Source organism: Pseudomonas sp. BF-R-19 (assembly GCF_019956445.1).
Lineage (GTDB): Bacteria > Pseudomonadota > Gammaproteobacteria > Pseudomonadales > Pseudomonadaceae > Aquipseudomonas > Aquipseudomonas fluorescens_BH.
In genome coordinates, this window is sequence record NZ_JAHBDN010000078.1 from 1 (window position 1) to 23,970 (window position 23,970).

At 60.3% G+C, this 23,970-nt stretch carries 24 protein-coding genes; 16 read left to right on the plus strand and 8 right to left on the minus strand.

The window, feature by feature from the left end; translation table 11 throughout:
• Window positions 1–98: 98 nt before the first annotated feature.
• Window positions 99–950 carry a glycine betaine ABC transporter substrate-binding protein gene (locus KGB28_RS22530; protein ID WP_223447950.1) on the minus strand — a complete coding sequence of 284 codons (852 nt, stop codon included), beginning with the start codon at window positions 948–950 and terminating at the stop codon, window positions 99–101.
• A gap of 288 nt (window positions 951–1,238) precedes the next feature.
• On the opposite strand from KGB28_RS22530, the gene KGB28_RS22535 reads away from it, so the two are divergent.
• Window positions 1,239–2,834, plus strand: coding sequence for a beta (1-6) glucans synthase (locus KGB28_RS22535; protein ID WP_223447951.1), 1,596 nt, complete (start codon window positions 1,239–1,241; stop codon window positions 2,832–2,834).
• A gap of 126 nt (window positions 2,835–2,960) precedes the next feature.
• On the opposite strand, the gene KGB28_RS22540 is transcribed toward KGB28_RS22535, so the two are convergent.
• Window positions 2,961–3,329, minus strand: coding sequence for a hypothetical protein (locus tag KGB28_RS22540; RefSeq protein WP_223447952.1), 369 nt, complete (start codon window positions 3,327–3,329; stop codon window positions 2,961–2,963).
• A 225-nt stretch (window positions 3,330–3,554) separates the two neighbouring features.
• Between KGB28_RS22540 and KGB28_RS22545 the strand changes: the two genes are divergently transcribed.
• Window positions 3,555–4,853: a serine/threonine protein kinase gene (locus tag KGB28_RS22545; protein ID WP_150724521.1), complete on the plus strand. Its 1,299-nt coding sequence runs from the start codon at window positions 3,555–3,557 to the stop codon at window positions 4,851–4,853.
• Window positions 4,846–5,634 (plus strand): VacJ family lipoprotein, encoded by a 789-nt coding sequence (locus KGB28_RS22550; RefSeq protein WP_223447953.1) that lies wholly within the window; start codon window positions 4,846–4,848, stop codon window positions 5,632–5,634. Before KGB28_RS22545 ends, KGB28_RS22550 begins: the two co-directional genes overlap by 8 nt.
• A 126-nt stretch (window positions 5,635–5,760) precedes the next feature.
• Here the strand turns inward: KGB28_RS22550 and KGB28_RS22555 are convergent, their stop codons facing one another.
• Window positions 5,761–6,675 carry a DUF808 domain-containing protein gene (locus KGB28_RS22555; RefSeq protein WP_223447954.1) on the minus strand — a complete coding sequence of 305 codons (915 nt, stop codon included), beginning with the start codon at window positions 6,673–6,675 and terminating at the stop codon, window positions 5,761–5,763.
• Window positions 6,676–6,809: 134 nt separating this feature from the next.
• Here KGB28_RS22555 and KGB28_RS22560 point away from each other — a divergent pair, with 134 nt between their 5' ends.
• Window positions 6,810–7,418, plus strand: coding sequence for a TetR/AcrR family transcriptional regulator (locus KGB28_RS22560; protein WP_015096199.1), 609 nt, complete (start codon window positions 6,810–6,812; stop codon window positions 7,416–7,418).
• Between the two features lie 119 nt (window positions 7,419–7,537).
• On the opposite strand, the gene KGB28_RS22565 is transcribed toward KGB28_RS22560, so the two are convergent.
• Window positions 7,538–7,996, minus strand: a complete 459-nt coding sequence (locus tag KGB28_RS22565) for an REP-associated tyrosine transposase (protein ID WP_223447955.1) — start codon at window positions 7,994–7,996, stop codon at window positions 7,538–7,540.
• Window positions 7,997–8,209: 213 nt separating this feature from the next.
• Window positions 8,210–8,650: a GlcG/HbpS family heme-binding protein gene (locus KGB28_RS22570; RefSeq protein WP_223447956.1), complete on the minus strand. Its 441-nt coding sequence runs from the start codon at window positions 8,648–8,650 to the stop codon at window positions 8,210–8,212.
• Between the two features lie 281 nt (window positions 8,651–8,931).
• On the opposite strand from KGB28_RS22570, the gene gcl reads away from it, so the two are divergent.
• From gcl to KGB28_RS22610, 8 genes are all read left to right on the plus strand, one after another.
• Window positions 8,932–10,707: a glyoxylate carboligase gene (gcl, locus tag KGB28_RS22575; RefSeq protein WP_223447957.1), complete on the plus strand. Its 1,776-nt coding sequence runs from the start codon at window positions 8,932–8,934 to the stop codon at window positions 10,705–10,707.
• Window positions 10,708–10,844: 137 nt separating this feature from the next.
• On the plus strand, window positions 10,845–11,627 hold the full coding sequence (gene hyi, locus KGB28_RS22580; RefSeq protein ID WP_223447958.1) for a hydroxypyruvate isomerase: 783 nt from the start codon (window positions 10,845–10,847) through the stop codon (window positions 11,625–11,627).
• A 137-nt stretch (window positions 11,628–11,764) separates the two neighbouring features.
• Entirely contained in the window at window positions 11,765–12,658 is an 894-nt protein-coding gene (locus KGB28_RS22585) for a 2-hydroxy-3-oxopropionate reductase (protein ID WP_223447959.1), read from the plus strand.
• 153 nt (window positions 12,659–12,811) lie between these two features.
• Window positions 12,812–14,092: a glycerate kinase gene (locus KGB28_RS22590; protein ID WP_223447960.1), complete on the plus strand. Its 1,281-nt coding sequence runs from the start codon at window positions 12,812–12,814 to the stop codon at window positions 14,090–14,092.
• Window positions 14,082–15,497 (plus strand): pyruvate kinase, encoded by a 1,416-nt coding sequence (gene pyk, locus KGB28_RS22595; protein WP_150716449.1) that lies wholly within the window; start codon window positions 14,082–14,084, stop codon window positions 15,495–15,497. The genes KGB28_RS22590 and pyk overlap by 11 nt, the downstream gene beginning before the upstream one ends.
• Before the next feature lie 150 nt (window positions 15,498–15,647).
• Window positions 15,648–16,562, plus strand: coding sequence for an urea transporter (locus tag KGB28_RS22600; protein WP_150753395.1), 915 nt, complete (start codon window positions 15,648–15,650; stop codon window positions 16,560–16,562).
• Window positions 16,563–16,583: 21 nt separating this feature from the next.
• On the plus strand, window positions 16,584–17,408 hold the full coding sequence (locus KGB28_RS22605; RefSeq protein ID WP_223447961.1) for an ion transporter: 825 nt from the start codon (window positions 16,584–16,586) through the stop codon (window positions 17,406–17,408).
• A gap of 91 nt (window positions 17,409–17,499) precedes the next feature.
• Window positions 17,500–18,498 (plus strand): sulfate ABC transporter substrate-binding protein, encoded by a 999-nt coding sequence (locus KGB28_RS22610; RefSeq protein ID WP_223447962.1) that lies wholly within the window; start codon window positions 17,500–17,502, stop codon window positions 18,496–18,498.
• Window positions 18,499–18,695: 197 nt separating this feature from the next.
• Here the strand turns inward: KGB28_RS22610 and KGB28_RS22615 are convergent, their stop codons facing one another.
• Window positions 18,696–19,325, minus strand: a complete 630-nt coding sequence (locus tag KGB28_RS22615) for a hypothetical protein (RefSeq protein WP_223447963.1) — start codon at window positions 19,323–19,325, stop codon at window positions 18,696–18,698.
• A 235-nt stretch (window positions 19,326–19,560) separates the two neighbouring features.
• Here KGB28_RS22615 and KGB28_RS22620 point away from each other — a divergent pair, with 235 nt between their 5' ends.
• Entirely contained in the window at window positions 19,561–20,766 is a 1,206-nt protein-coding gene (locus tag KGB28_RS22620; protein ID WP_223447964.1) for an MFS transporter, read from the plus strand.
• A gap of 125 nt (window positions 20,767–20,891) precedes the next feature.
• On the opposite strand, the gene KGB28_RS22625 is transcribed toward KGB28_RS22620, so the two are convergent.
• Entirely contained in the window at window positions 20,892–21,296 is a 405-nt protein-coding gene (locus KGB28_RS22625) for a type II toxin-antitoxin system HicB family antitoxin (RefSeq protein ID WP_223447965.1), read from the minus strand.
• Window positions 21,296–21,508 carry a type II toxin-antitoxin system HicA family toxin gene (locus KGB28_RS22630; RefSeq protein ID WP_223447966.1) on the minus strand — a complete coding sequence of 71 codons (213 nt, stop codon included), beginning with the start codon at window positions 21,506–21,508 and terminating at the stop codon, window positions 21,296–21,298. Before KGB28_RS22630 ends, KGB28_RS22625 begins: the two co-directional genes overlap by 1 nt.
• 450 nt (window positions 21,509–21,958) lie before the next feature.
• On the opposite strand from KGB28_RS22630, the gene KGB28_RS22635 reads away from it, so the two are divergent.
• From KGB28_RS22635 to KGB28_RS22645, 3 genes are all read left to right on the plus strand, one after another.
• On the plus strand, window positions 21,959–22,846 hold the full coding sequence (locus KGB28_RS22635) for a LysR family transcriptional regulator (RefSeq protein ID WP_223447967.1): 888 nt from the start codon (window positions 21,959–21,961) through the stop codon (window positions 22,844–22,846).
• 83 nt (window positions 22,847–22,929) lie between these two features.
• Window positions 22,930–23,397, plus strand: a complete 468-nt coding sequence (locus tag KGB28_RS22640; protein WP_223447968.1) for a helix-turn-helix domain-containing protein — start codon at window positions 22,930–22,932, stop codon at window positions 23,395–23,397.
• Entirely contained in the window at window positions 23,394–23,969 is a 576-nt protein-coding gene (locus KGB28_RS22645; protein ID WP_223447969.1) for a PIN domain-containing protein, read from the plus strand. Before KGB28_RS22640 ends, KGB28_RS22645 begins: the two co-directional genes overlap by 4 nt.
• Window position 23,970: the final 1 nt, after the last annotated feature.

The following is a 23,970-nucleotide window of genomic DNA, read 5'->3' on the forward strand; positions in this document are numbered from 1 at the left end:
GCTTGCTCGCGAAGGGGCCATAACATTCAACATTATTGTTGACTGTTATGGCCCCTTCGCGAGCAAGCCCGCTCCCACAATTTAAAGCGAGGTGCCTGTTATTTAGTCCAGGCAGCCACACGCTCAGGGTGTTTGGCGATCCAATCCTTCGCCGCGGCTTCAGGTTTGGCACCATCCTGAATCGCCAGCATCACCTGACCGATTTCATCCTTGGATTCCCACTGGAAGTTCTTCAGGAACTTGGCCACTTCCGGCGCCTTGGCCTCCAGGCCCTTGCTGCCGATGCTGTTCACGGTTTCAGCCGCGCCGTACACGCCTTTCGGGTCTTCGAGGAAGCGCAGTTTCCACTTGGCGAACATCCAGTGCGGCACCCAACCGGTCACGGCAATGGATTCGTTTTTCTTCTCGGCACGGGTCAACTCGGCGATCATGCCGGCGCCGGAACTGGCCTTGAGTTGATAGCCGGTCAGGTCGTAGTCCTTGATCGCCTGATCGGTCTTGAGCATCACGCCTGAACCGGCGTCGATGCCGACGATGCGGTTCTTGAAGGTGTCGTCGGTCTTGAGGTCGTCAATGGACTTGGCCTTGACGTACTCCGGCACGATCAGGCCGATTTTCGCGTCCTTGAAGTTCGGGCCGTAGTCGACGACCTGATCCTTGTTCTTCGTCCAGTACTCACCGTGGGTCACCGGCAGCCAGGCCGACAGCATGGCGTCGAGTTTACCGGTGGCCACGCCCTGCCACATGATCCCGGTAGCGACGGCTTGCAGCTTCACGTCATAACCGAGTTTCTGCCTGATCACTTCAGCCGCCACGTTGGTCGTGGCGACACTGTCCGACCAGCCATCGACATAACCAAGCGTCACGTCCTTGCCCGCGGCGCTCGCCACGGTCGAACTGATCGCCAGCACCAAAGCCGCACCTGCGCCCAAGAGTCGTCGCATCTTCATCGTTACTTCCCCGAAAGTGCTGCGCTCGACGGATGCCGAGTCGCTTAAACGTATTGTTATGGTGCACAGCGCCCCCATCACGCCCACCGCAAACTCGTTCGAACATCAGCGGAGTACTGACACTTGCGATAATCAACCTGACGCTCATGGCGACCTGCTCTGCCAGCGACCTCAAGGCATCGAGAAACGACATCAGAAAGCCATTAATCCTCAGCACAACAAACACCCCCTACCGATCCGCCCGAACTTTGCATGTCAAAATCATGCAGGCCACCAAGCACCCGGCAAATGCAGGTAACATGCGCCGCTTTGTTCCCACACGGCCTGACCATGTCCGCGACCTCCCGCTTCCCTTTTGCTGCTTATCTATTCGCTTGCCTGCTCGGGCTGTTTGCCCTTGGCGGCTTCTGGTACGGCCTCGGCAAACCGGTGATTTTGCCGGACGTCGCCAGCGCGACGCACAAACTGCAATGCGCCTCCTACACGCCATTCGACAAGGATCAATCGCCGTTTGACGTGCCATTCAACTTGCGCCCCGAGCGCATGGATGCCGACCTCGCGCTGCTGTCCAAAAGCTTCGAATGCATCCGCACCTATTCCATGACCGGCCTGGAAGCCCTGCCGGATCTGGCGCGCAAGCATGGCTTGAAGCTGATGATCGGCGCCTGGGTCAACAGCAACCCCGTGGACACCGAGAAAGAAGTCGACCTGCTGATCGCCTCGGCCAACGCCAACCCCGATGTGGTGAGCGCGGTGATCGTCGGCAACGAAACCCTGCTGCGCAAGGAAGTCACTGGCGCGCAGCTGGTGAAGCTGATCAACAAGGTCAAGAGTCAGGTCAAACAGCCTGTCACCTACGCCGACGTCTGGGAGTTCTGGCTCAAGCATCCGCAAATCGCCCCCGCCGTGGACTTCCTGACCATCCACTTGCTGCCGTACTGGGAAGATGATCCGTCGAACATCGACGCAGCCCTGCAACATGTGGCCGAAGTACGCCAGGTGTTCGGCAACAAGTTCGCGCCCAAGGATGTGCTGATCGGCGAAACCGGCTGGCCGAGCGAAGGTCGCCAGCGCGAAACGGCCCTACCGAGCCGGATCAACGAAGCCAAGTTCATTCGCGGCTTTGTCGCCATGGCCGAGCAACAGGGTTGGCATTACAACCTGATCGAAGCCTTCGACCAGCCCTGGAAGCGCGCCAGTGAAGGTGCGGTCGGTGGTTACTGGGGGCTGTTCGATGCCGATCGCCAGGACAAGGGCGTGCTGGCAGGGCCAGTGACAAACGTTCCGTACTGGTCGCAGTGGCTGGCGGTGGGTGGCCTGATCTTCATCGGTACATTGCTGCTCGGTGGCCGGGTCCGCACGACGCGTTCGGCACTGGTGCTGCCCCTGCTCGGTGCCTTGGCGGCGTGTTCGATTGGCGCCTGGGGCGACCTGGCACGGGTGACCACGCGTTTTACCAGTGAATGGCTATGGGTCGGATTGCTGACCGCCCTGAATCTGCTGGTGCTGGCCCATGCCGCGCTGGCATTGAGTCCTCGCAGCGGTTGGCGCGGGCGGGCTTTCAACTTGCTGGAACGCCGTGCTGGCTGGCTGGTTGCAACGACAGGTTTCGCGGCAGCCGTGATGATGCTGGAACTGGTGCTCGATCCGCGTTATCGCAGCTTCCCGAGTGTCGCGTTCATCGTGCCGGCGCTGGTGTATCTGTGCCGCCCGGTAAGCGTGCCGCGTCGAGAAATTGCGTTGCTGACCTTCATCATCGGTGCCGGCATTGCACCGCAGCTGTTTCGTGAAGGTTTGCAGAACCAGCAGGCCTGGGGTTGGGCGCTGGTGAGTGTGTTGATGGTGGCTGCGTTGTGGCGCTGTTTGCGGGTTCGCAAGGTTTAACTCTTTAGCGACCTGACTGACCTCATCGCGAGCAAGCTCGCTCCCACAGTAGATCTTCAGTGCACACAAAATCTGTGTGCGACAAAGATCAAATGTGGGAGCGAGCTTGCTCGCGATGACGGACTATCAGGCGCTGCGAGAAGCCCTGACCAACCGCAACCCCGCAATCACCACCGCAAACACTGCCAGCGTCGTGTTGTACAACGCCAATGCCGGAAACCCGAACACCAGCGCCAGCACCGCCAGCCACCACCCTGCCCGCCCCGGCACGACAAAGCCGATGACCGCCGCGCCCAGCGCAGCCCAGCCCAGAACCCCGAAGTGAATCATCAGCCCCAGGTTCGATCGCACCTGGCATTCCCAACGACTCGCCTCATCCACGCAAATGCCGACCCACTGCGCATCCTCCATGAAGCCATAACGCGCGCCATAACTGGCGGCCAGCCATACAGGCAGCAAAACAAGCAGCAGAATCACAGGCAGGCGGCGGGACATGAAACACTCCAATTGGCGAAAAACGGCGGCCAGCTTAATCGCCCAAGAGCGTTTCGCAAGCGATAACAACTGTTAACTGGTCATTCAATCACTGCAAAGTGTATCGTCCAGCTACTATTACTTCGAAATTAAGCCTGCTTGGTGCCGAGGGTTGGCACTTTGGCGCACATCCGGTGGTCATAGCCTGCGAAATTCATTCGGCACCTTCTTCTAAGGGATTTAGTCATGCTCCGTTCCTTGCACTTCGCTGCCCTGTTTGGCGGCCTTATATTGAGTGCGTCCGCACTGGCGGTCGACATTGACGCCGCCAGTTACGGCTACCCCCTGACCAACCCGTTCGAGGCGACCATCGCGACCACGCCGCCGGACCTGCGTCCGGAGTTACCCCTGGACGACGATATCGATCAGGAGGTGCGCAGCGTCACCTTGCGTCCGGAACGGGCATTCGAATTGCCGGACAATTTCTGGGCAGTCAAGAAACTCGACTACCGCATAGCCACGCAGGATCACGCCGCACCGCTGATGTTCCTGATCGCCGGCACCGGCGCGCGCTATGACAGCACCCTGAACGAATACCTGAAGAAGCTCTATTACAAAGCCGGCTACCACGTGGTGCAGTTGTCATCGCCCACCAGCTATGACTTCATGAGCGCCGCATCACGCTTTGCCACGCCGGGTGTTTCCAAGGAAGACGCCGAAGATCTGTACCGGGTGATGCAGGCCGTACGGGCACAGAACCCGAAAATGCCGGTTACCGATTACTACCTGACCGGGTACAGCCTGGGGGCACTGGATGCCGCTTTCGTCTCGCACCTGGACGAAACCCGCCGCAGCTTCAACTTCAAGAAAGTCCTGCTGCTCAACCCGCCGGTCAACCTCTACACCTCGATCACCAACCTCGACAAGCTGGTCCAGACCGAGGTCAGGGGCATCAACACCAGCACCACGTTCTATGAACTGGTACTGGACAAGCTGACCCGCTACTTCCAGCAGAAGGGCTACATCGACCTCAATGATGCCCTGCTCTACGACTTCCAGCAGTCCAAGCAGCACCTGACCAACGAGCAGATGGCCATGCTGATCGGCACCTCGTTCCGCTTTTCGGCGGCCGACATTGCCTTCACTTCGGACCTGGTCAACCGTCGCGGCCTGATCACCCCACCCAAGTTCCCGATCACCGAGGGCACCAGCCTCACGCCATTCCTCAAGCGTGCGCTGCAATGCGACTTCGACTGCTACATCACCGAACAAGTGATCCCGATGTGGCGCGCCCGCACCGACGGCGGCAGCCTGTTGCAACTGATTGACCAGGTGAGCCTGTATGCGCTGAAGGACTATCTGCACGAAAGCCCGAAAATCGCGGTCATGCACAACGCCGATGACGTGATCCTCGGCCCTGGCGACCTGGGCTTCCTGCGCAGGACCTTCGGTGATCGCCTGACCGTTTACCCGTACGGCGGCCACTGCGGCAACATTAACTACCGCGTCAACAGCGACGCCATGCTGGAGTTCTTCCGTGGCTAAATACCTCCTGCTTTTCGCAGCGTTACTCTGTGCAGGCGTCGCCAGTGCCGACAACAGCAAAGCCAACGCCCCCGTGGTCGTCGACAGTGATGGTTTCAAGGAACCGCTGAGCAAACTCAAATTCAACCCGGGTCTGGACCAGCGTGAGTTCGAGCGTTCAACCCTCAGCGCGCTGACCGTCTACGATCCGCTGGAAGAGTGGAACCGGCGCGTCTATCACTTCAACTACCGCTTCGATCAATGGGTGTTCCTGCCGGTGGTCAATGGTTACCGCTACGTCACCCCGAGCTTCCTGCGCACCGGCGTCAGCAACTTCTTCAACAACCTCGGCGACGTGCCGAACCTGATGAACAGCCTGCTGCAACTCAAGGGCCAGCGCTCGCTGGAAACCACCGGGCGACTGCTGCTCAACACCACCATCGGCATCGCCGGCCTGTGGGACCCGGCCACCGCCATGGGCCTGCCGCGCCAGAGCGAAGACTTCGGCCAGACCCTGGGCTTCTACGGCGTGCCGGGCGGCGCTTATTTAGTCCTGCCGATCCTCGGTCCGTCGAACCTGCGTGATACCGGCGGCCTGCTGGTGGATTACTCGGCCGAGAGTGCGATCAACTTCCTGAACGTGGCCGAAGTCAGCTCCAACCATCCGGAAGTGTTGATCCTGCGCGGCATCGACAAGCGCTACCAGACCAGCTTCCGCTATGGCCAGATGAACTCGCCGTTCGAGTACGACAAAGTGCGTTACGTGTATACCGAAGCGCGCAAGTTGCAGGTCGCCGAGTAATTCCGGCAGCTATAAATCAATGTGGGAGCGGGCTTGCTCGCGAATAGGGTGTGTCATTCGACATCATTGTGTCTGACACACCGCTTTCGCGAGCAAGCCCGCTCCCACATTTGCTTTGTGTTGTCTTCAGCCTTTCAGGGCTTTCCAGATCTTGCTGACAGCCATCACGCCCACCAACACCACCGCCCCCGCGACAATCCCCGCCACGCCATTGAGCAACACCGGCACGATAAATCCGCCGCCACCTGCCGCAGCACCGACACTTTCGATCCAGTGATGCACCACCGGCACACCGTGCGTGAGGATCCCGCCACCCACCAGGAACATCGCCGCCGTGCCGATCACCGACAGGCTTTTCATCATGTACGGTGCCGCGCGCAGAATCCCGCCGCCAATGCTTTTCGCCATCTGCCCGGGTTTCTGGGTCAACCACAGGCCGAGGTCGTCGAGCTTGACGATACCCGCCACCAATCCGTACACGCCGACGGTCATGACAATGGCAATGCCCGAAAGCACGATGATTTGCTGGGTCAATGGAGCGCCGGCCACCGTGCCGAGGGTGATGGCGATGATTTCCGCCGAAAGAATGAAGTCGGTGCGGATCGCGCCTTTGATCTTGTCCTTCTCGAACGCCACCAGGTCGATGGCAGGATCGGCCACCGCCTCGACCAACTGCGCATGCTCGGCGACATCTTCAGCCTTGCTGTGCAGGAACTTGTGGGCGAGCTTCTCAAACCCTTCGAAGCACAGATAGGCGCCACCGACCATCAACAACGGCGTGACCAGCCACGGAATGAATGCACTGATCGCCAACGCCGACGGCACCAGGATCAGTTTATTGATGAACGAACCCTTGGCGACCGCCCAGACCACCGGGATTTCCCGTTCGGCACGCACGCCGCTGACTTGCTGGGCATTGAGTGCCAGGTCGTCGCCGAGTACGCCGGCCGTTTTCTTGGCGGCCATTTGGGTCATCAAAGACACGTCGTCCAGCACGGTCGCGATGTCGTCGATCAGCACCAGCAAACTGCTTCCTGCCATGAATCGGGTTTCCTTCTGCAATGAATGCGCAGCAGCATAGCGCGACACAAGAGCCTACGGTGCATTCTTGAGCGCTGCGCGAGGCCGGTGATACCATGCGCAACCGCCAGAACAGGCAAGGAATCACCCGGTTTATGAGCACTATCCGCGAGCGCAACAAACAACTGATCCTGCGTGCCGCCAGTGAGGAATTCGCCGACAAAGGCTTCGCTGCGACCAAAACCAGCGATATCGCAGCCAAGGCGGGATTGCCCAAGCCCAACGTCTACTACTACTTCAAATCCAAGGAAAACCTCTACCGCGAGGTTCTGGAAAGCATCATCGAGCCCATCCTGCAGGCCTCGACACCGTTCAATCCGGACGGCGAGCCCGGTGAAGTACTCAGCGGCTACATTCGCTCGAAGATCCGCATCTCCCGCGACCTGCCTTTCGCCTCCAAGGTGTTCGCCAGCGAAATCATGCACGGCGCCCCCCACCTGAGCAGCGATCTGGTCGAACAGCTCAATGGCCAGGCCAAACACAACATCGAGTGCATCCAGACCTGGATCGACCGCGGGCAAATCGCCCCCATCGACCCCAACCACCTGATGTTCAGCATCTGGGCCGCAACCCAGACCTACGCCGACTTCGACTGGCAGATCACCGCCATCACCGGCAAGGCCAGGCTGGATGAAGAAGATTATGAAGCGGCGGCGCAGACGATTATCCGGTTGGTGTTGAAGGGGTGTGAGCCTGAGCGGTAGACCGCATCAAGGCCATTCGCGAGCAAGCCCGCTCCCACATTTAATCTCTATCCTCCTGGCGAAACTCGGTCAAATGTGGGAGCGGGCTCGCTCGCGAATGCCGGCAATTCGGTTTTAGATCAAACCCAGATCGCATCCCACAACGGATAGTCACCAAGCTTCTCGACCAGCCCTCCCCGCAATGGGTTAGCCACAACGTATCGAGCCAGCTTTACCAAATCCTCTTCTTTTCTCAGTGCACGGTCATGAAAACTCTGTTGCCAGAGGCTCCCCGTTCTGCCTGTTGCCCTATTGATTGCACGAGTACTCAAGGATTTCGCCTGACACATCAGTTGCGCAAGCGATCCCTTTTGCAATTGAATCAACCAATGGAAATGATCCGGCATGACCACCCACGCCAGTGTTTCGGCAAAGCCGTCATCCTGTGCTTGCCTGAATTGGTGAACAACCAGTCTGCCCAGGGTGTAATCCCTGAAAACAGGTTCTCGTTTCAGGGTATTGGCAGTCAGTAGGTAGATGCGATTTTGCTCGGCGTAGCGGCCGATGCGCAGGCGGTGTGATGCTGACAGCTCAGGCATTCCTTGCCCTCTCTCATGTTGAAATCATGGAAAGGCTAGTTCAGCGACTACACGATTGTGGGGCAGACCTTTAGCTGGATGTGTCTGGGAGATTGCCTTCGCGAGCAAGCCCGCTCCCACACTTGATCGCTGTCGTTCACAAAATTTGTGTACGCAAAAAATCCAATGTGGGAGCGGGCTTGCTCGCGAAAGCGGTAGTTCAGTCAGCGAAGATCAAGCCGCCACCCCCGCATCCGCCACCAACCCCAACGCCTCGATGGCATTGATCGCGCACTGCTCGTCAACATCCGACAGATCGCCGCTGATCCCCACCGCCCCCAGCACGTTCCCGTCCTGATCGCGAACCAGCACACCACCCGGTGCCGGCACGACGCTGCCCTGCCCCAGGCTGTTCAACGCGGCGATAAACGCCGGGCGTTGCTGGGCGTCCAGCGCCAGCAGGCGTGAACCCTTGCCCAGCGCGATGGCGCCCCAGGCTTTGCCGATGGCGACGTGCGGGCGCAGCAGGCTCGCGCCGTCTTCGCGTTGCAGGGCGATCAGATGCCCGCCGGCATCCAGTACTGCAATGGTCAAGGGTGCCGCAGAGATTGCACGTCCTGCGTTGATGGCCTCGTTGACCAGGTTGACTGCGACTTTCAAGGTTAAAGCGCTCATGGTGCCGTCCTCATTTTGTTTTTCGGAAAGTCGGTGGGCTGCGGCACAAGTGCGCACGCTTGCGTCGCAGCCAGATGCAACAAATAGAACACAATGAATTATTTTTTTGTATACAATAATTCTCGAAAGGCGCCACATGCGACGAAAAGCCACAGCAGAACGGGCTTCCGACGAATGAAACAAGCGCTTGAGAAAATGGATTGACCTGCGCCGTCCGCCGTGAATACACTCTGCGCAAAGCCACTTGTATACAATTACAAAACGTAAAGAGGCACAAAACCATGAGCAAAATGAGAGCAATCGAAGCCGCCGTTCTGGTGATGCGCCGTGAAGGGGTCGATACCGCTTTTGGCATCCCGGGTGCCGCCATCAACCCGCTGTACTCCGCCCTGCAAAAGGTCGGCGGCATCGATCACGTACTCGCTCGCCACGTTGAAGGCGCCTCGCACATGGCCGAGGGCTACACCCGCACCAAGGCCGGTAACATCGGCGTGTGCATCGGTACGTCCGGCCCTGCCGGCACCGACATGGTCACCGGGCTCTACAGCGCCTCGGCCGACTCGATTCCAATCCTCTGCATTACCGGCCAGGCACCCCGCGCCCGTATGCACAAGGAAGACTTCCAGGCTGTCGACATCACCACCATCGTCAAGCCAGTGACCAAGTGGGCAACCACCGTCATGGAACCGGGCCAGGTGCCTTACGCGTTCCAGAAAGCCTTTTATGAAATGCGCTCCGGCCGTCCAGGCCCGGTGCTGATCGACCTGCCGTTCGACGTGCAGATGGCCGAAATCGAATTCGACATCGATGCTTACCAGCCGCTGCCCTTGGCCAAGCCGAGCGCTACCCGCGTCCAGGTTGAGAAAGCCTTGGCCATGCTGGATCAGGCCGAGCGTCCATTGCTGGTCGCCGGTGGTGGCATCATCAACGCCGATGCCAGCGATCTGCTGGTCGAGTTCGCTGAGCTGACCGGCATCCCGGTCATCCCGACCCTGATGGGCTGGGGCACCATTCCGGACGATCACCCGCTGATGGTGGGCATGGTTGGCTTGCAGACCTCGCACCGCTACGGCAACGCGACCATGCTGAAATCCGACGTGGTTCTGGGTATCGGTAACCGTTGGGCCAACCGTCACACCGGTTCGGTCGACGTCTACACCGAAGGCCGCAAGTTCATTCACGTCGACATCGAAGGCACTCAGATCGGCCGCGTGTTCACGCCGGATCTGGGCATCGTGTCCGATGCCGCTGCCGCGCTGACCGTGTTCATCGAAGTCGCTCGTGAATGGCAAGCCGCCGGCAAGCTGAAGAACCGCAGCGCCTGGCTGCAAGACTGCCAGCAGCGTAAAGCGAGCCTGCAGCGCAAGACTCACTTCGACAACGTGCCGGTCAAGCCGCAGCGTGTATACGAAGAAATGAACCAGGTGTTCGGCAAAGACACCTGCTACGTCAGCACCATCGGTCTGTCGCAGATTGCCGGCGCGCAGTTCCTGCACGTCTACAAGCCGCGCCACTGGATCAACTGCGGCCAGGCAGGCCCGTTGGGCTGGACCATTCCGGCAGCGCTGGGCGTGGTCAAGGCTGATCCGAACCGTAAAGTCGTGGCCCTGTCGGGGGACTATGACTTCCAGTTCATGATCGAAGAATTGGCGGTGGGCGCGCAGTTCAAGCTGCCGTACATACATGTTGTGGTGAACAACTCGTACTTGGGCCTGATCCGTCAGGCGCAACGCGGTTTCGACATGGACTACTGCGTGCAGCTGTCCTTCGACAACCTGAACGCGCCGGAACTCAACGGCTACGGTGTGGACCACGTCGCAGTTGCCGAAGGCCTCGGCTGCAAGGCACTGCGTGTGTTCGAACCGGCTCAGATCCAGCCTGCCCTGCGCAAGGCCCAGGAGTTGATCGAAGAGTTCAAGGTGCCGGTGATCGTCGAGATCATCCTGGAGCGCGTGACCAACATTTCCATGGGCACCGAGATCAACGCCGTCAACGAATTCGAAGACCTGGCGCTGGTCGGCGACGACGCACCGACTGCGATTTCGTTGCTGGATTAACTGCTGACCGCTTCCCCTGTGGGAGCGGGCTTGCTCGCGAAGAGGGAGTGTCAGTCGACATCAATGTTGACTGAACCACCGCCTTCGCGAGCAAGCCCGCTCCCACAGAGGACATCAAACACATACAGGAGACCACCATGCCGCGCTTCGCAGCCAACCTGTCCATGCTGTTCACCGAACAGGACTTTCTCGCCCGTTTCGAAGCGGCCGCCAAGGCCGGCTTCACTGGTGTCGAATACCTGTTCCCGTACGACTTCAGCTCCGCCGAAATCAAGGCCCAGCTCGACGCACACGGCCTGACCCAAGTGCTGTTCAACCTGCCGGCCGGTGACTGGGCCAAGGGCGAGCGCGGTATTGCGTGCCTGCCGGATCGGGTCGAAGAGTTCCGTGCCGGTGTCGACCTGGCCATCGCTTACGCGCAAGTGCTGGGCAACACCCAGGTCAACTGCCTGGCCGGTATTCGTCCGCAGGGCTTTGACGATGCCACCGTGGAGAAAACCTTCGTCGCCAACCTCAAGTACGCGGCCGACAAGCTACAAGCGGCGGGTATCAAGCTGGTGATGGAAGCGATCAACACCCGTGACATTCCAGGCTTCTACCTGAACAACACGGCGCAAGCCCTGTCGATTCGCGAGCAGGTCGGCAGCGCCAACCTGTTCCTGCAATACGACATCTACCACATGCAAATCATGGAAGGCGATCTGGCCCGCACCCTGCAATCGCACTTGGGCGAGATCAACCACGTGCAGCTCGCGGACAACCCGGGGCGCAACGAACCAGGCACCGGTGAAATCAACTACCGCTTCCTGTTCGCACACCTGGACCGCATCGGTTACCAGGGCTGGGTCGGCTGCGAATACAAGCCGCTGACCACCACTGAAGCGGGCCTGGGCTGGTTGAAAACCCATAACGCGATCTGACCCATTACCTGTAGGAGCGAGCTTGCTCGCGAAGAACGATCAGGCGCCGCGTTTACTCAGGCAGCACGCGTTTTCGTTGAAGTTTTTCGCGAGCAAGCTCGCTCCTACAGAAAGCACAAAAACAAGAGGATTTTCTCATGGCTAAAATCGGATTTATCGGCACCGGCATCATGGGCCACCCAATGGCGGCGAACCTGCAGAAAGCCGGTCACAGCCTGTTCCTGTCGGCCCACCACGACCCTGCGCCTGCCGACCTGATCGCCGCTGGCGCCGTTGCCCTGGCGAACCCGAAAGAAGTTGCCCAGGAAGCCGAATTCATCATCGTCATGGTGCCCGATACCCCGCAGGTCGATGACGTGCTGTTCCGTGCCGACGGCATCGCTGCTGGCGTGGGCAAAGGCAAAGTGGTCATCGACATGAGCTCGATCTCGCCGACCGCCACCAAGGCTTTCGCGGCAAAGATCAATGAAAAAGGCGCGCAATACCTCGACGCCCCGGTATCCGGTGGTGAAGTCGGCGCCAAGGCTGCGACCCTGAGCATCATGGTCGGCGGCGATGCCGACGCTTTCGAACGCGCCCTGCCGCTGTTCCAGGCCATGGGCAAGAACATCACCCTGGTCGGTGGCAACGGCGACGGTCAAACCGCCAAGGTAGCCAACCAGATCATCGTGGCCCTGAACATCCAGGCCGTGGCTGAAGCCCTGCTGTTCGCTTCGAAAAACGGTGCCGATCCAGCCAAGGTGCGTGAAGCACTGATGGGCGGTTTCGCGTCCTCGAAGATCCTCGAAGTGCACGGCGAGCGCATGATCAAGGGCACCTTCGATCCAGGCTTCCGCATCAGCCTGCACCAGAAGGACCTGAACCTGGCCCTGCAAGGTGCCAAGGAGCTGAACATCAACCTGCCGAACACCGCCAACACCCAGCAAGTGTTCAGCACCTGCGCGGCCATCGGTGGCAGCAACTGGGACCACTCGGCGCTGATCAAGGGCCTGGAACACATGGCGAACTTCTCGATTCGCGACAAGAAGTAAGCCCTGCCCCATCCCCATGTGGGAGCGGGCTTGCTCGCGAAAGCGTCAGGTCAGTCAACATCTCTGTTGAATTTGAAGCCGCATTCGCGAGCAAGCCCGCTCCCACACTGGACCGAGTTGCCCTTCAAATAACAAGAATTCCGGGAGCCCGCCATGTCGGTCGATCCGCAACAATTGCTGCGCGAGCTGTTTGCCACAGCCATCGACGCGGCGCATCCGCAACAAGTCCTCGAAGCCCATTTGCCTGCCGACCGTAGCGGCCGCGTGATCGTCATTGGCGCCGGCAAAGCCGCAGCCGCCATGGCCCAGGTGGTCGAGCGCTGCTGGCAGGGTGAAATCTGCGGCCTGGTGGTGACCCGTTACGGTCACGGCGCACCTTGCGAAAAAATCGAAGTTGTCGAAGCCGCACATCCGGTACCGGACGCTGCCGGTCTGGCCGTGGCCAAGCGCGTGCTGGAACTGGTCAGCGACCTGAACGAATCCGACCGCGTGATCTTCCTGCTCTCCGGTGGTGGCTCTGCCCTGCTGGCACTGCCGGCCGAAGGCATCACCCTGGCCGACAAGCAGTCGATCAACAAAGCCCTGCTCAAGTCCGGCGCCTCCATCGGCGAGATGAACTGCGTGCGCAAGCACCTCTCGGCGATCAAGGGCGGCCGCCTGGGCAAAGCCTGCTGGCCTGCCACGGTCTACACCTATGCGATTTCCGATGTGCCGGGCGACCTCGCCACGGTCATCGCCTCCGGCCCTACCGTGGCCGACCCGAGCACGTCGGCCGAAGCGCTGGCGATCCTCAAGCGCTACGCCATCGAGGTTCCGGTCTCGGTGCGCAGCTGGCTGCAAAGCCCCGAGTCGGAAACCGTCAAACCCGGCGACCCGAGCCTGGCGCGCAGTCATTTCCAGTTGATCGCCCGCCCGCAGCAATCCCTTGAAGCGGCCGCAGTGAAATGCCGTCAGGCCGGGTTCAGCCCGCTGATCCTCGGCGACCTCGAAGGCGAATCCCGCGAGGTGGCGAAAGTCCACGCCGGCATCGCACGACAGATCGTCCTGCATGGCCAGCCGCTGGCGGCGCCCTGCGTGATTCTCTCTGGCGGTGAAACCACCGTCACCGTGCGCGGCAATGGCCGTGGCGGACGCAATGCCGAGTTCCTGCTCAGCCTGACCGACAGCCTCAAGGGCCTGCCCGGCGTCTACGCGCTGGCCGGTGACACCGACGGCATCGACGGTTCCGAAGACAACGCCGGCGCGATCATGACCCCGGACAGCTACGCCCGCGCCGCGGCAAAGGGCCTGAGCGCCAGCGACGAGTTGGACAACAACAACGGTTACGGCTACTTCGAGGCGCTCGACGCCCTGATCGTCACCGAGCCGACCCGTACCAACGTCAACGACTTCCGCGCCATTCTGATCCTTGAGAGCACTAAACATGACGCCTGATAAAAAGGTCAAAATCCTCGCCACGCTCGGCCCGGCCACCGACGGCATCGACGCTATCCGTGAGCTGGTGCTGGCCGGGGTCAACATCTTCCGCCTGAACTTCAGCCATGGTGATCACGCCGACCACGCCCAGCGTTTCCAGTGGATTCGTGAAGTCGAGCGCCAGCTGAATTATCCATTGGGCATCCTGATGGACCTGCAAGGCCCGAAACTGCGGGTCGGCAAGTTCGCCGAAGGCAAGGTGCAACTGGTGCGCGGCCAGGCCTTGCGCCTGGACCTCGATGCCACGCCCGGCGATGAGCGCCGGGTCAACCTGCCGCACCCGGAAATCATCGCGGCACTGGAGCCGGGCATGGACCTGCTGCTGGACGACGGCAAGTTGCGTCTGCGGGTAGTGACCAAGTACGCAGACGCCATCGACACCACCGTGCTCAACGGCGGCGAACTGTCGGACCGCAAAGGCGTGAACGTGCCACAAGCGGTGCTCGACCTCAGCCCGCTGACCGCCAAGGATCGCCGCGACTTGACCTTCGGTCTGGAGTTGGGCGTGGATTGGGTGGCGCTGTCGTTCGTGCAACGTCCCGATGACATCCGCGAAGCCCGCTCGCTGATCGGCGACAAGGCGTTCCTGATGGCCAAGATCGAGAAGCCCTCGGCCGTCGAACAACTGCGCGAGATCGCCGAATTGAGCGATGCGATCATGGTCGCCCGGGGTGACCTTGGCGTGGAAGTGCCGGCCGAAAGCGTGCCGCAGATCCAGAAGAACATCATCAGCACCTGCCGCCAGCTCGGCAAACCGGTGGTGGTGGCGACGCAGATGCTGGAGTCGATGCGCTTCTCACCGGCGCCAACCCGCGCCGAGGTCACCGATGTCGCCAACGCTGTGGCCGAAGGTGCGGACGCGGTGATGCTGTCGGCGGAAACCGCGTCCGGCGAATACCCGCTCGAAGCCGTGCAGATGATGAGCAAGATCATCCGCCAGGTGGAAAACGGTCCGGACTATCAGACTCAACTCGACGTCAGCCGACCGAAAGCCGAGGCGACTGTTTCCGACGCGATCAGTTGCGCCATTCGCCGCATCAGCAACGTGCTGCCGGTGGCGGTGCTGGTGAACTACAGCGAGTCTGGCGCATCGAGCCTGCGTGCGGCGCGGGAGCGGCCGACGGTGCCGATCCTCAACCTGACACCGAACCTGCAGACCGCCCGTCGCCTGAGCGTGGCGTGGGGTGTGCACTCGGTGGTCAACGACCGCCTGCGTCAGGTCGATGAAGTCTGCTCGACGGCACTGGAGATCGCACAGGCCCAGGGCATGGCACAGCGTGGCGACACGTTATTGATCACTGCGGGTGTGCCGTTTGGGCAGCCGGGGTCGACTAACTCTTTGCGCATTGAGACATTGATCTAGCGCTTGAACTGGCCTCTTCGCGAGCAAGCCCGCTCCCACAGTTGATCTGTGTGCACCACAGAATCAATGACTGAACAAAGATTCAATGTGGGAGCGGGCTTGCTCGCGAAGCAGGCGACACGATTCACCGGGAACACCACAGACTTCATCATGCCTGCCAACCATTTCAACACCCACTGCCCCGACTGGGCCGAAGCATTGCTCAACGGCTTCAGCCAGATCTTTCTCCAGCGCAATCCGCTGTGCGGCCTGCTGTGCGTCCTGGCCATTTTGTTCACTGCACCCGCCTTGCTCGGCGGCGCCTTGCTCGGTGGTGTCGCCGGGCTGCTCACCGCGCAACGCCGCAACTATGCCAAGGCTGATCGTCAGGCCGGGTTGTTCAGCTACAACGGCGTGCTGCTCGGACTGTTACTGAGCCTGTATTTCCCCTGGTCGGCGATGATGCCGCCCCTGATTCTGGCCGCCGGAGGCCTGAGCGCGATGGTCACCCAACAGTGGCTCAAGCGCGTCCGGTTCAGCCAATGCCTGCCGGCCTACACCGCGCCCTTCGTCGGGCTGGGCTGGTTGCTGCTGTGCTTCGCCACGCCCTCGACAGAGCCGCATTTGATCGAAGTCAGCACCCTGAACATGCTCGCCGCCCCCCTCAAAGGCATTGGTCAGGTGATGTTCCTCGGCCATCCGCTGGCCGGTGCGATGATTGCCGCCGGTTTGCTGATCGCCGATCGCCGCGCATTCTGCTGGGCATTATTGGCGTCTGTCGCGGGCATGGGCTGGAGCCTGTTGCACCACGATTTCTACACCGCACTGCTCGGCCTCGGTGGCTACAACGCCGTGCTGGCCGCCCTCGCCTTCAGCTCGCAGCGTCGCCAACCGTGGCTGCCGCTGGTTGGCATCGGCCTGGCGCTGTTGCTGACGCCGGCGTTTGCCGCCATCGGTCTGCCTACGCTGACCGCGCCGTTCATTCTTGCCGGCTGGCTGATCCGTAGCGTTGTGCAAATGCTCGGCAAAGCCACGGTCGAAAGCGCGCCTTGCGCTCCCGGGGAGAATCAACCTAGGCTGCGCTGATTTGCGGCCAAGGCGATGTGCATGAACAGCAACGACACGTGGCGTAACCGCCTGTACGTGATTATTTTCCAGACCGACACCGTTGCCGGTCGACGCTTCGACACCAGCCTGCTGCTGATCATCCTCGCCAGCCTGGTGGTGGTGATCCTGGACAGCATCGATGAAGTCCACCAGAACTACGCCAGCCTGCTGGCATACATCGAGTGGGGCTTCACGGTGATCTTCCTCGGCGAGTACATCCTGCGCCTGTACTGCTCACCCAAGCCCCTGCGCTATGCCTTCAGCTTCTATGGCCTGGTGGACCTGCTGGCCATCGTGCCCGGCATCCTCGCGCTGTACTACAGCGATGCCCAGTACCTGCTGATCATCCGGGTCATCCGGATGCTGCGGATCTTCCGCGTGCTCAAGCTCGGCCCGTACCTCAAGCAAGCCCATTACCTGCTCGATGCCTTGCGCGGCAGCAAGCAGAAAATCCTCGTGTTCCTGCTCAGCGTCTGCACGCTGGTCATCGTGTTCGGCACCCTGATGTATGTGGTCGAAGGCCCGCAACATGGCTTCACCAGCATTCCCAAGGGCATTTACTGGGCGATCGTCACCCTGACCACCGTCGGTTACGGCGACATCGTGCCCAAGACCGTACTGGGCCAGGTCATCTCGTCGATGGTGATGATCACCGGTTACTCGATCATCGCCGTGCCCACCGGGATCTTCACCGCCGAACTGGCCACGGCCATGCGTGGCGGCCAGCTGCATCGCGACTGCCCGGTGTGCGCCAAAGACAGCCATGAACCCGAGGCGTCGTTCTGCTCCCGTTGCGGTAACGCACTGTTCAAAAAACTGGAATAAGCAAAGAGCTTTTTAATCTTTAAGGGACTAAGCGAGCCCAGTTATAGTCGCTGGCAAATTGCCCCACTTTTAATAGAACAAGGAATGCGCAGTGAAAAAACTCTTTGGCGCCTCACTTCTCGCCGCTGGCCTGGCCCTGGGCAACATCGCCCAGGCTGCACCGACCCTGCTCAACGTTTCCTACGACGTGATGCGAGATTTCTACAAGGACTACAACACTGCGTTCCAGAAACACTGGCAAGCCGAACACAACGAAAACATCGTCCTGCAGATGTCCTTCGGCGGTTCCAGCAAACAGGCGCGCTCGGTCATCGACGGCCTGCCGGCCGATGTCATCACCATGAACATGGCCACCGACATCAACGCCCTGGCGGACAACGGCAAACTGGTCCCGGACAACTGGGTCACGCGCCTGCCGAACAACAGCGCGCCGTTCACCTCGGCCACCGTATTCATCGTGCGCAAGGGCAACCCGAAAGCCCTGAAAGACTGGCCGGACCTGCTCAAGGACGGCGTTCAGGTCATCGTCCCGAACCCGAAAACCTCCGGTAACGGTCGCTACACCTACCTCTCGGCCTGGGGCTACGTGCTGAAAAACGGCGGCGACGAGAACAAGGCCAAAGACTTCGTCGGCAAGCTGTTCAAGCAAGCGCCGGTACTCGACACCGGTGGCCGTGCCGCCACCACCACCTTCATGACCAACCAGATCGGCGACGTGCTGGTGACCTTCGAGAACGAAGCGGAAATGATCGCCCGCGAGTTTGGTCGCGATCAGTTTGAAGTCATCTACCCAAGCGTTTCCGCCGAAGCCGAGCCACCGGTGTCGGTGGTCGACAAGACCGTCGACAAGAAAGGCACCCGCGCAGCGGCCGAGGAATACCTGAAGTACCTGTGGTCGCCGCAAGGCCAGGAGATTGCCGCGGCGAACTACCTGCGCCCGCGTGACCCGGCCGTGCTGGCCAAGTACACCGACCGCTTCCCGAAAGTGGACTTCCTGTCGGTGGAGAAAACCTTCGGCGACTGGCGCACCGTGCAGAAGACCCACTTCAATGATGGCGGGATTTTCGACCAGATCTACAGCGGTCAGTAATCGCTGGGCGGCAATGAAAAAGGCGACCTGTGCAGGTCGCCTTTTTTGTACAGATCAGAATTCACTGCAAATCCATTGTGGGAGCGGGCTTGCTCGCGAAGACTGCGGATCAATCAACACATCTGTTGAATGTCAGACCGTCATCGTCGGAACGCCGCCCGGACCAAGCTCGCTCCCACAGGTTCTGCGACTTCCCGCTACATCGGCGGCGTCACGCCATCCTTGCCCGCCGAGATGGATTGAGCGGTGAGCGTACCGTCCGCACCCTGCGTCACAAAGCTCACGATCTTCACGCCCACCTTCAACAGGCTACGATCGGCCGGCACCAGGTTGACGATCGGCACATCCTCTGGCACCAGGATTTTCTGTTGACCGCCCTTGTAGTTGACGGTCAGCACCCGGCCATTGCTCACCACCAGGTCGCCGACGCTACCGTTGGTCATGCTGCTGCCCTTGACCAGGTCAAACGGCCGATGACCGTCGCCACTGCCGGCCAGCTCCGGCGGAAAAACGTGGACCTCCAGGGCCTTGAGGGTGCCATCCTCCTGGGGAACAGCCGCGGAGCCGATGTAGCTGCCGGGCTTGATGTCTTCGATGTTGGCCAGGGTCACGGCGCGGACCTTGGTGTCCTTGGTCAGGTTGATCACCACGTTGTCGCCGCTGTTGGCATGGACTTTCAGAATGTCCGGACCGACGCCGGTGATCTCGCCGCGCACACCGATGCGCATGCCCGGCGCATCTTCGGCCTGAGCCAGGCCAGCGTTGAATACGCTGATCAAGGTGACGACGGAAACCCAGCGAATCAGCTGACGAAACTTTACCTTCATGGGACGGCCCTCCGGTGGTGAGACAGGAAGAGAGAACATAAGCACGCTATCGAACAAGATGTAAGTGAATGTATCATTCACCTGCATAGTTCTGACGCAAGGCTCTTCGACGGACGACACACGCGTTCGTCAGTCATTCCGCAATGGAATGACTGCTATCACTCCAATCCCGCTTCCGCCGTTTCAGTCAGCCCATTAGCCTGCGCGCATTCCTTTCCGTACAGCGAGACCCGTTATGAACCCAGCGACCCAGGTGTCCCACGGCACCGCGACAATGACCCGAGGCATGGTGCTGCTGTTCGCCTTCTGCTGCGGCGCGATTGTCGCCAACATCTACTACGCCCAGCCGATCATCGGCCTGATCGCCCCGGACATCGGCCTGACCAACACCATGGCCAGCCTGATCGTTTCCCTGACCCAGATCGGCTACGCGCTGGGGCTGTTTTTCCTGGTGCCGCTGGGGGATCTGCTGGAGAACCGCCGGTTGATGATCATCACCACCCTGGTGGCAATTGTCAGCCTGCTGGGCGCGGCGTTCACCGATCAGCCGAACGTGTTTTTGCTGATTTCGCTGTTGGTGGGGTTCAGTTCGGTGTCGGTGCAGATCCTGATTCCGTTGGCCGCGCACCTGGCGCCGGAAGAAACCCGTGGCCGTGTGGTGGGCGGGATCATGGGCGGTTTGTTGCTCGGCATTTTGCTGGCCCGACCGGTGTCCAGCGTGGTGGCCGACCACTTCGGTTGGCGGGCGATGTTTATGATTGCCGCGGTGTTGATGGCGGCCATCAGCATCGTGCTGGCCGTGACCATTCCCAAGCGTGAGCCTGATCACAGCGCTTCCTATGGCCAATTGCTGGGCTCGCTGTGGACGCTGTTGCGCAAACAACCGGTGCTGCGCCAGCGGGCGTTTTACCAGGGCTGCATGTTTGCCACCTTCAGCCTGTTCTGGACCGCCGTGCCGCTGGAACTGGCGCGCAATCACGGTTTGTCGCAAAGCGAGATCGCGATTTTCGCCCTGGTCGGGGCCATCGGCGCCATCGCCGCCCCCATCGCCGGGCGCCTGGCCGATGCCGGTCACACCCGCATCGCCTCGTTGCTGGCCCTGCTGTTCGCCAGCCTGAGTTTCATGCCGGCGTTTATCCATCCGGCCTACAGTGTCATCGGCCTGGCGGTGACCGGCGTGGTGCTCGACTTCTGCGTGCAGATGAACATGGTCCTCGGCCAGCGTGCGGTCTACGCCCTCGACGGCAAAAGCCGCAGCCGCCTGAATGCGCTGTACATGACCAGCATCTTCATCGGCGGCGCCTTCGGCTCTTCGGTGGCCAGCGCGGTGTACGAGCACGGCGGCTGGCTGTGGATCGTGATCGTCGGCAGCGCGTTTCCGCTGTTGGCATTGTTGCGGTTCTTGAGTGTTTCGCAGAAGGCTTCATTGGCGACGGCTTAAGGCCTCAAAAGCTTCGTCGGATCGCCGCCCGGAGCAAGCCCGCTCCCACAGGTTATTCGCCAACCTTGTGGGAGCGGCGGTGCGGCGATCCGACTTGCCCGCGAAGGCGATCTGGCCGAGACAACTCATTGTCGAACCAGCTTCTCCATCGCCGCATCCGCCAGAAAGGAGGAGCGGCTTTTGACGTTGTGCTCGCGCACATAGCGGTCGATGCGCTGGATCACATAGCCGGGCAGCGTGACGTTGACCTTCTCGGTCTTGCCCATGTACGGCGAGATGTCCAGTTCCAGCATGCCCCAGCCCATGTCGGCGAACTCGGGATTGCCACGGTGCAGCGCCGCCGAAGTCGGCATCGGAACCGTATCGCCGTCTGCCACCATCTCCTGCAACATGATGTGGGCAATTTCGACGGCGGCGTTGTAAGCCTCTTCAAAGGTATCCCCGGCGGTCACCGCGCCTGGAATATCGGGGATCTGGATACCGATGGCGGTGTTCTCATCGCCCCATTCGATACAGATTGGATATTGCATTATGGATCTCCTGCGTAACTGGCTGGCGGGCAGTACAGCCCGGCTCGCCGCCTGATGCTCTTGACCGTCCCGATCGGTAAATCCTTTTTTGGATGAGGGACGGGAATGGTGTACGGGTTGTAAGGGTGCGTGAAGATGTGATGACTGCCAGTGACCCGGTCCAGGGTCCAACCCGCTTCCACCAACTCCTTGATCAATAGCCTGCTCTGCACCACCAGCCTCCTTGCTTGGCAAAAACAAAAATAACCCTAGAGTTATCTTTACTCAAGCACAAAAACCCGAAGTGCGACGTTCGGTTGTTTTACAGAGTGTGATGAAAGCCCCTGATGAAAGCCCCGCCATTCCCCCCAAAAACGATGATCCGTCCTGAACATTGCCGATGCCGGAGCGCTATGTGATCGGGCAAGATGCCATGATCCGTTACGCCGAGGTCAACCCCGATTACACTCAGCGCCCAGAGCCTGAAGCGATGCTGGATGCGATTCGCGGTTGACCCGTTCAAGTGTCGCCTGACTGTCGCCACATATCCCTTGTGGGAGCGAGCTTGCTCGCGATAGCGGCATGACAGTCAGCATATATGTTGAATGTTAAACCGCTATCGCGAGCAGGCTCGCTCCCACAGGGGCCTGCGACATCTTCAAGACTTCTCACAAGGACCTTCAATGGACCGCCTCGGCGCAATGGAAACCTTCGTCTACGTGGTGGAAACCGGTTCGTTTTCCGCCGCGGCCCGGCGCTTGAACATCGGCCAGCCAGCCGTGTCGAAAACCATCGCGCAGCTCGAATCACGGTTGGCGGTGCGACTGTTGCTGCGTTCTACCCGGGGCCTGACGCCCACCGAGGCCGGGCTGGCCTTTTTCGAGCGGGCCAAGCGCGCTATCGAAGAAGCCGACGAGGCCGATAACGCCGCACGGGGTTCCGCCAGTGGGCTGAGTGGCAACCTGCGCATCTGCGCGGCGGTCACCTTCGGTCGGCTGCACATCGTTCCGCACCTGGGCCCCTTCCTGGAGCAAAACCCGGCGCTGAACATCGACCTGATGCTCGATGATCGCAACGTCAATCTGGTGGAAGAAGGCGTCGACATCGCCCTGCGCATGGGCGTGCTGAGCGACTCGGGCCTGACCGCCCGCAAGATCTCCGAATGCCGGCGCCTGGTACTGGGCACACCGGCGTACTTCGCAAAACACGGCGAGCCCACCTGCCCCGCCGACCTGTGCAAGCATCAGGCAATCCTCTACACCCTCGGAGGCGGCGCCAATTGGCAGTTCAACAAGGCCGGCGAGGAACAATCGGTGATCATCAGCGGCCGGATCCGCGTCAACGCCGCCGAAGGTTTGCGTGAAGCCGTGCTGGCCCATCAAGGGCTGACCATGGCCTCGCAATGGATGTTCGCGCCGGAACTGGCCGACGGTTCAGTCCGGGAAGTGATGAAGGACTGGACACTGCCTAACCTGGATTTGTGGGCCGTTTTCCCTACCGGCCGGATGGCCAGCGCCAAGGCTCGGGCGTTTGTGGAGTATGTGCAGGGGTTGTTGACAAAAGCGGTCTGAAAACCGCCAGTTTCGTTTATTGCGATTTTCGATTAATTCGAATAACCTGCCGACATCGATTATTCAAAATATTGGAAACCGTCATGTCGACCGTTATTCATCCGCCAATCAATTTGCCCGCGAAACACGAAGTACAAGCCGCAATCGAGGGGCAACGCACCCTGGCTGCCTATCTCGCTACCCGGTTCGAAACTCAGCACATCCAGATATTCGATGAGCAGAACGAAGCGCATAACATCGAACTGCCTACCTCTGCACTCCGTTTGCTGGTCGATATTCTGGCGGAGCTCGCAGCCGGTAACGCTGTGAAAGTAGTCCCGGTCCACGCTGAACTGACTACGCAAGAAGCGGCGGACCTGCTCAATGTCTCACGTCCACACCTGATCAAACTGCTCGAATCCGGCGAACTGTCCTACCACAAAACCGGCAAGCACCGACGTGTGCGCTTTGCCGATTTGATGGACTATAAAAACCGGCGCGACACCGCCAGCGAGCAGGCAATGATGCTTCTCGCCGAGCAGGCACAGGCGTTAAGGACAGGATACGAGTGAGGCACACTTCATTTACCGCTGTATATGACGCTTGTGTTCTTTACCCCGCTCCCTTGAGAGACTTTCTGATGTGGCTCGCGCTCTCCGGGCTTTTCAGAGCGAAATGGTCAGTGGCAATACACGATGAATGGAAACGCAATCTGCTAAGAAACCGCCCGGATCTAAACGCCGCACAATTGAATCGCACCTGCGAGCTAATGGATCTGGCGATTCCCGACGCCTGCGTGTCGGGGTACGAAGCTTTGATACAAGGACTGACGCTGCCCGACGCGGATGACCGACATGTCCTGGCGGCTGCCATTCGTTGCAACGCCAGCGTCATTGTCACCTTCAACCAGAAAGACTTCCCCCGCACCGCGCTGCAACCTTATGGCATCGAGGCCCAGCACCCCGACGAGTTCGTCGATAACCTTTTCGACCTGGATCCGGCAGCGGTGGTCGCCGCGGCACAACGACAGCGCAAGCAACTGAAGGCCCCACCGATGAACACTGACACTTATCTCGATCTCTTGTTACGTCAAGGCCTGGTTCAGTCGGTCAAGGCATTGAACAGTTTCCGGGCAATGCTCTGAA

Excerpts from the sequence above, each read along its gene's own strand:
- KGB28_RS22530 (WP_223447950.1), bottom strand. The coding sequence starts at position 950 with ATGAAGATGCGACGACTCTTGGGCGCAGGTGCGGCTTTGGTGCTGGCG.
- KGB28_RS22535 (WP_223447951.1), top strand. The coding sequence starts at position 1,239 with ATGCAGGTAACATGCGCCGCTTTGTTCCCACACGGCCTGACCATGTCC.
- KGB28_RS22540 (WP_223447952.1), bottom strand. The coding sequence starts at position 3,329 with ATGTCCCGCCGCCTGCCTGTGATTCTGCTGCTTGTTTTGCTGCCTGTA.
- KGB28_RS22545 (WP_150724521.1), top strand. The coding sequence starts at position 3,555 with ATGCTCCGTTCCTTGCACTTCGCTGCCCTGTTTGGCGGCCTTATATTG.
- KGB28_RS22555 (WP_223447954.1), bottom strand. The coding sequence starts at position 6,675 with ATGGCAGGAAGCAGTTTGCTGGTGCTGATCGACGACATCGCGACCGTG.
- KGB28_RS22560 (WP_015096199.1), top strand. The coding sequence starts at position 6,810 with ATGAGCACTATCCGCGAGCGCAACAAACAACTGATCCTGCGTGCCGCC.
- KGB28_RS22565 (WP_223447955.1), bottom strand. The coding sequence starts at position 7,996 with ATGCCTGAGCTGTCAGCATCACACCGCCTGCGCATCGGCCGCTACGCC.
- KGB28_RS22570 (WP_223447956.1), bottom strand. The coding sequence starts at position 8,650 with ATGAGCGCTTTAACCTTGAAAGTCGCAGTCAACCTGGTCAACGAGGCC.
- gcl (WP_223447957.1), top strand. The coding sequence starts at position 8,932 with ATGAGCAAAATGAGAGCAATCGAAGCCGCCGTTCTGGTGATGCGCCGT.
- hyi (WP_223447958.1), top strand. The coding sequence starts at position 10,845 with ATGCCGCGCTTCGCAGCCAACCTGTCCATGCTGTTCACCGAACAGGAC.
- KGB28_RS22585 (WP_223447959.1), top strand. The coding sequence starts at position 11,765 with ATGGCTAAAATCGGATTTATCGGCACCGGCATCATGGGCCACCCAATG.
- KGB28_RS22590 (WP_223447960.1), top strand. The coding sequence starts at position 12,812 with ATGTCGGTCGATCCGCAACAATTGCTGCGCGAGCTGTTTGCCACAGCC.
- pyk (WP_150716449.1), top strand. The coding sequence starts at position 14,082 with ATGACGCCTGATAAAAAGGTCAAAATCCTCGCCACGCTCGGCCCGGCC.
- KGB28_RS22600 (WP_150753395.1), top strand. The coding sequence starts at position 15,648 with ATGCCTGCCAACCATTTCAACACCCACTGCCCCGACTGGGCCGAAGCA.
- KGB28_RS22605 (WP_223447961.1), top strand. The coding sequence starts at position 16,584 with ATGAACAGCAACGACACGTGGCGTAACCGCCTGTACGTGATTATTTTC.
- KGB28_RS22615 (WP_223447963.1), bottom strand. The coding sequence starts at position 19,325 with ATGAAGGTAAAGTTTCGTCAGCTGATTCGCTGGGTTTCCGTCGTCACC.
- KGB28_RS22620 (WP_223447964.1), top strand. The coding sequence starts at position 19,561 with ATGAACCCAGCGACCCAGGTGTCCCACGGCACCGCGACAATGACCCGA.
- KGB28_RS22625 (WP_223447965.1), bottom strand. The coding sequence starts at position 21,296 with ATGCAATATCCAATCTGTATCGAATGGGGCGATGAGAACACCGCCATC.
- KGB28_RS22635 (WP_223447967.1), top strand. The coding sequence starts at position 21,959 with ATGGACCGCCTCGGCGCAATGGAAACCTTCGTCTACGTGGTGGAAACC.
- KGB28_RS22640 (WP_223447968.1), top strand. The coding sequence starts at position 22,930 with ATGTCGACCGTTATTCATCCGCCAATCAATTTGCCCGCGAAACACGAA.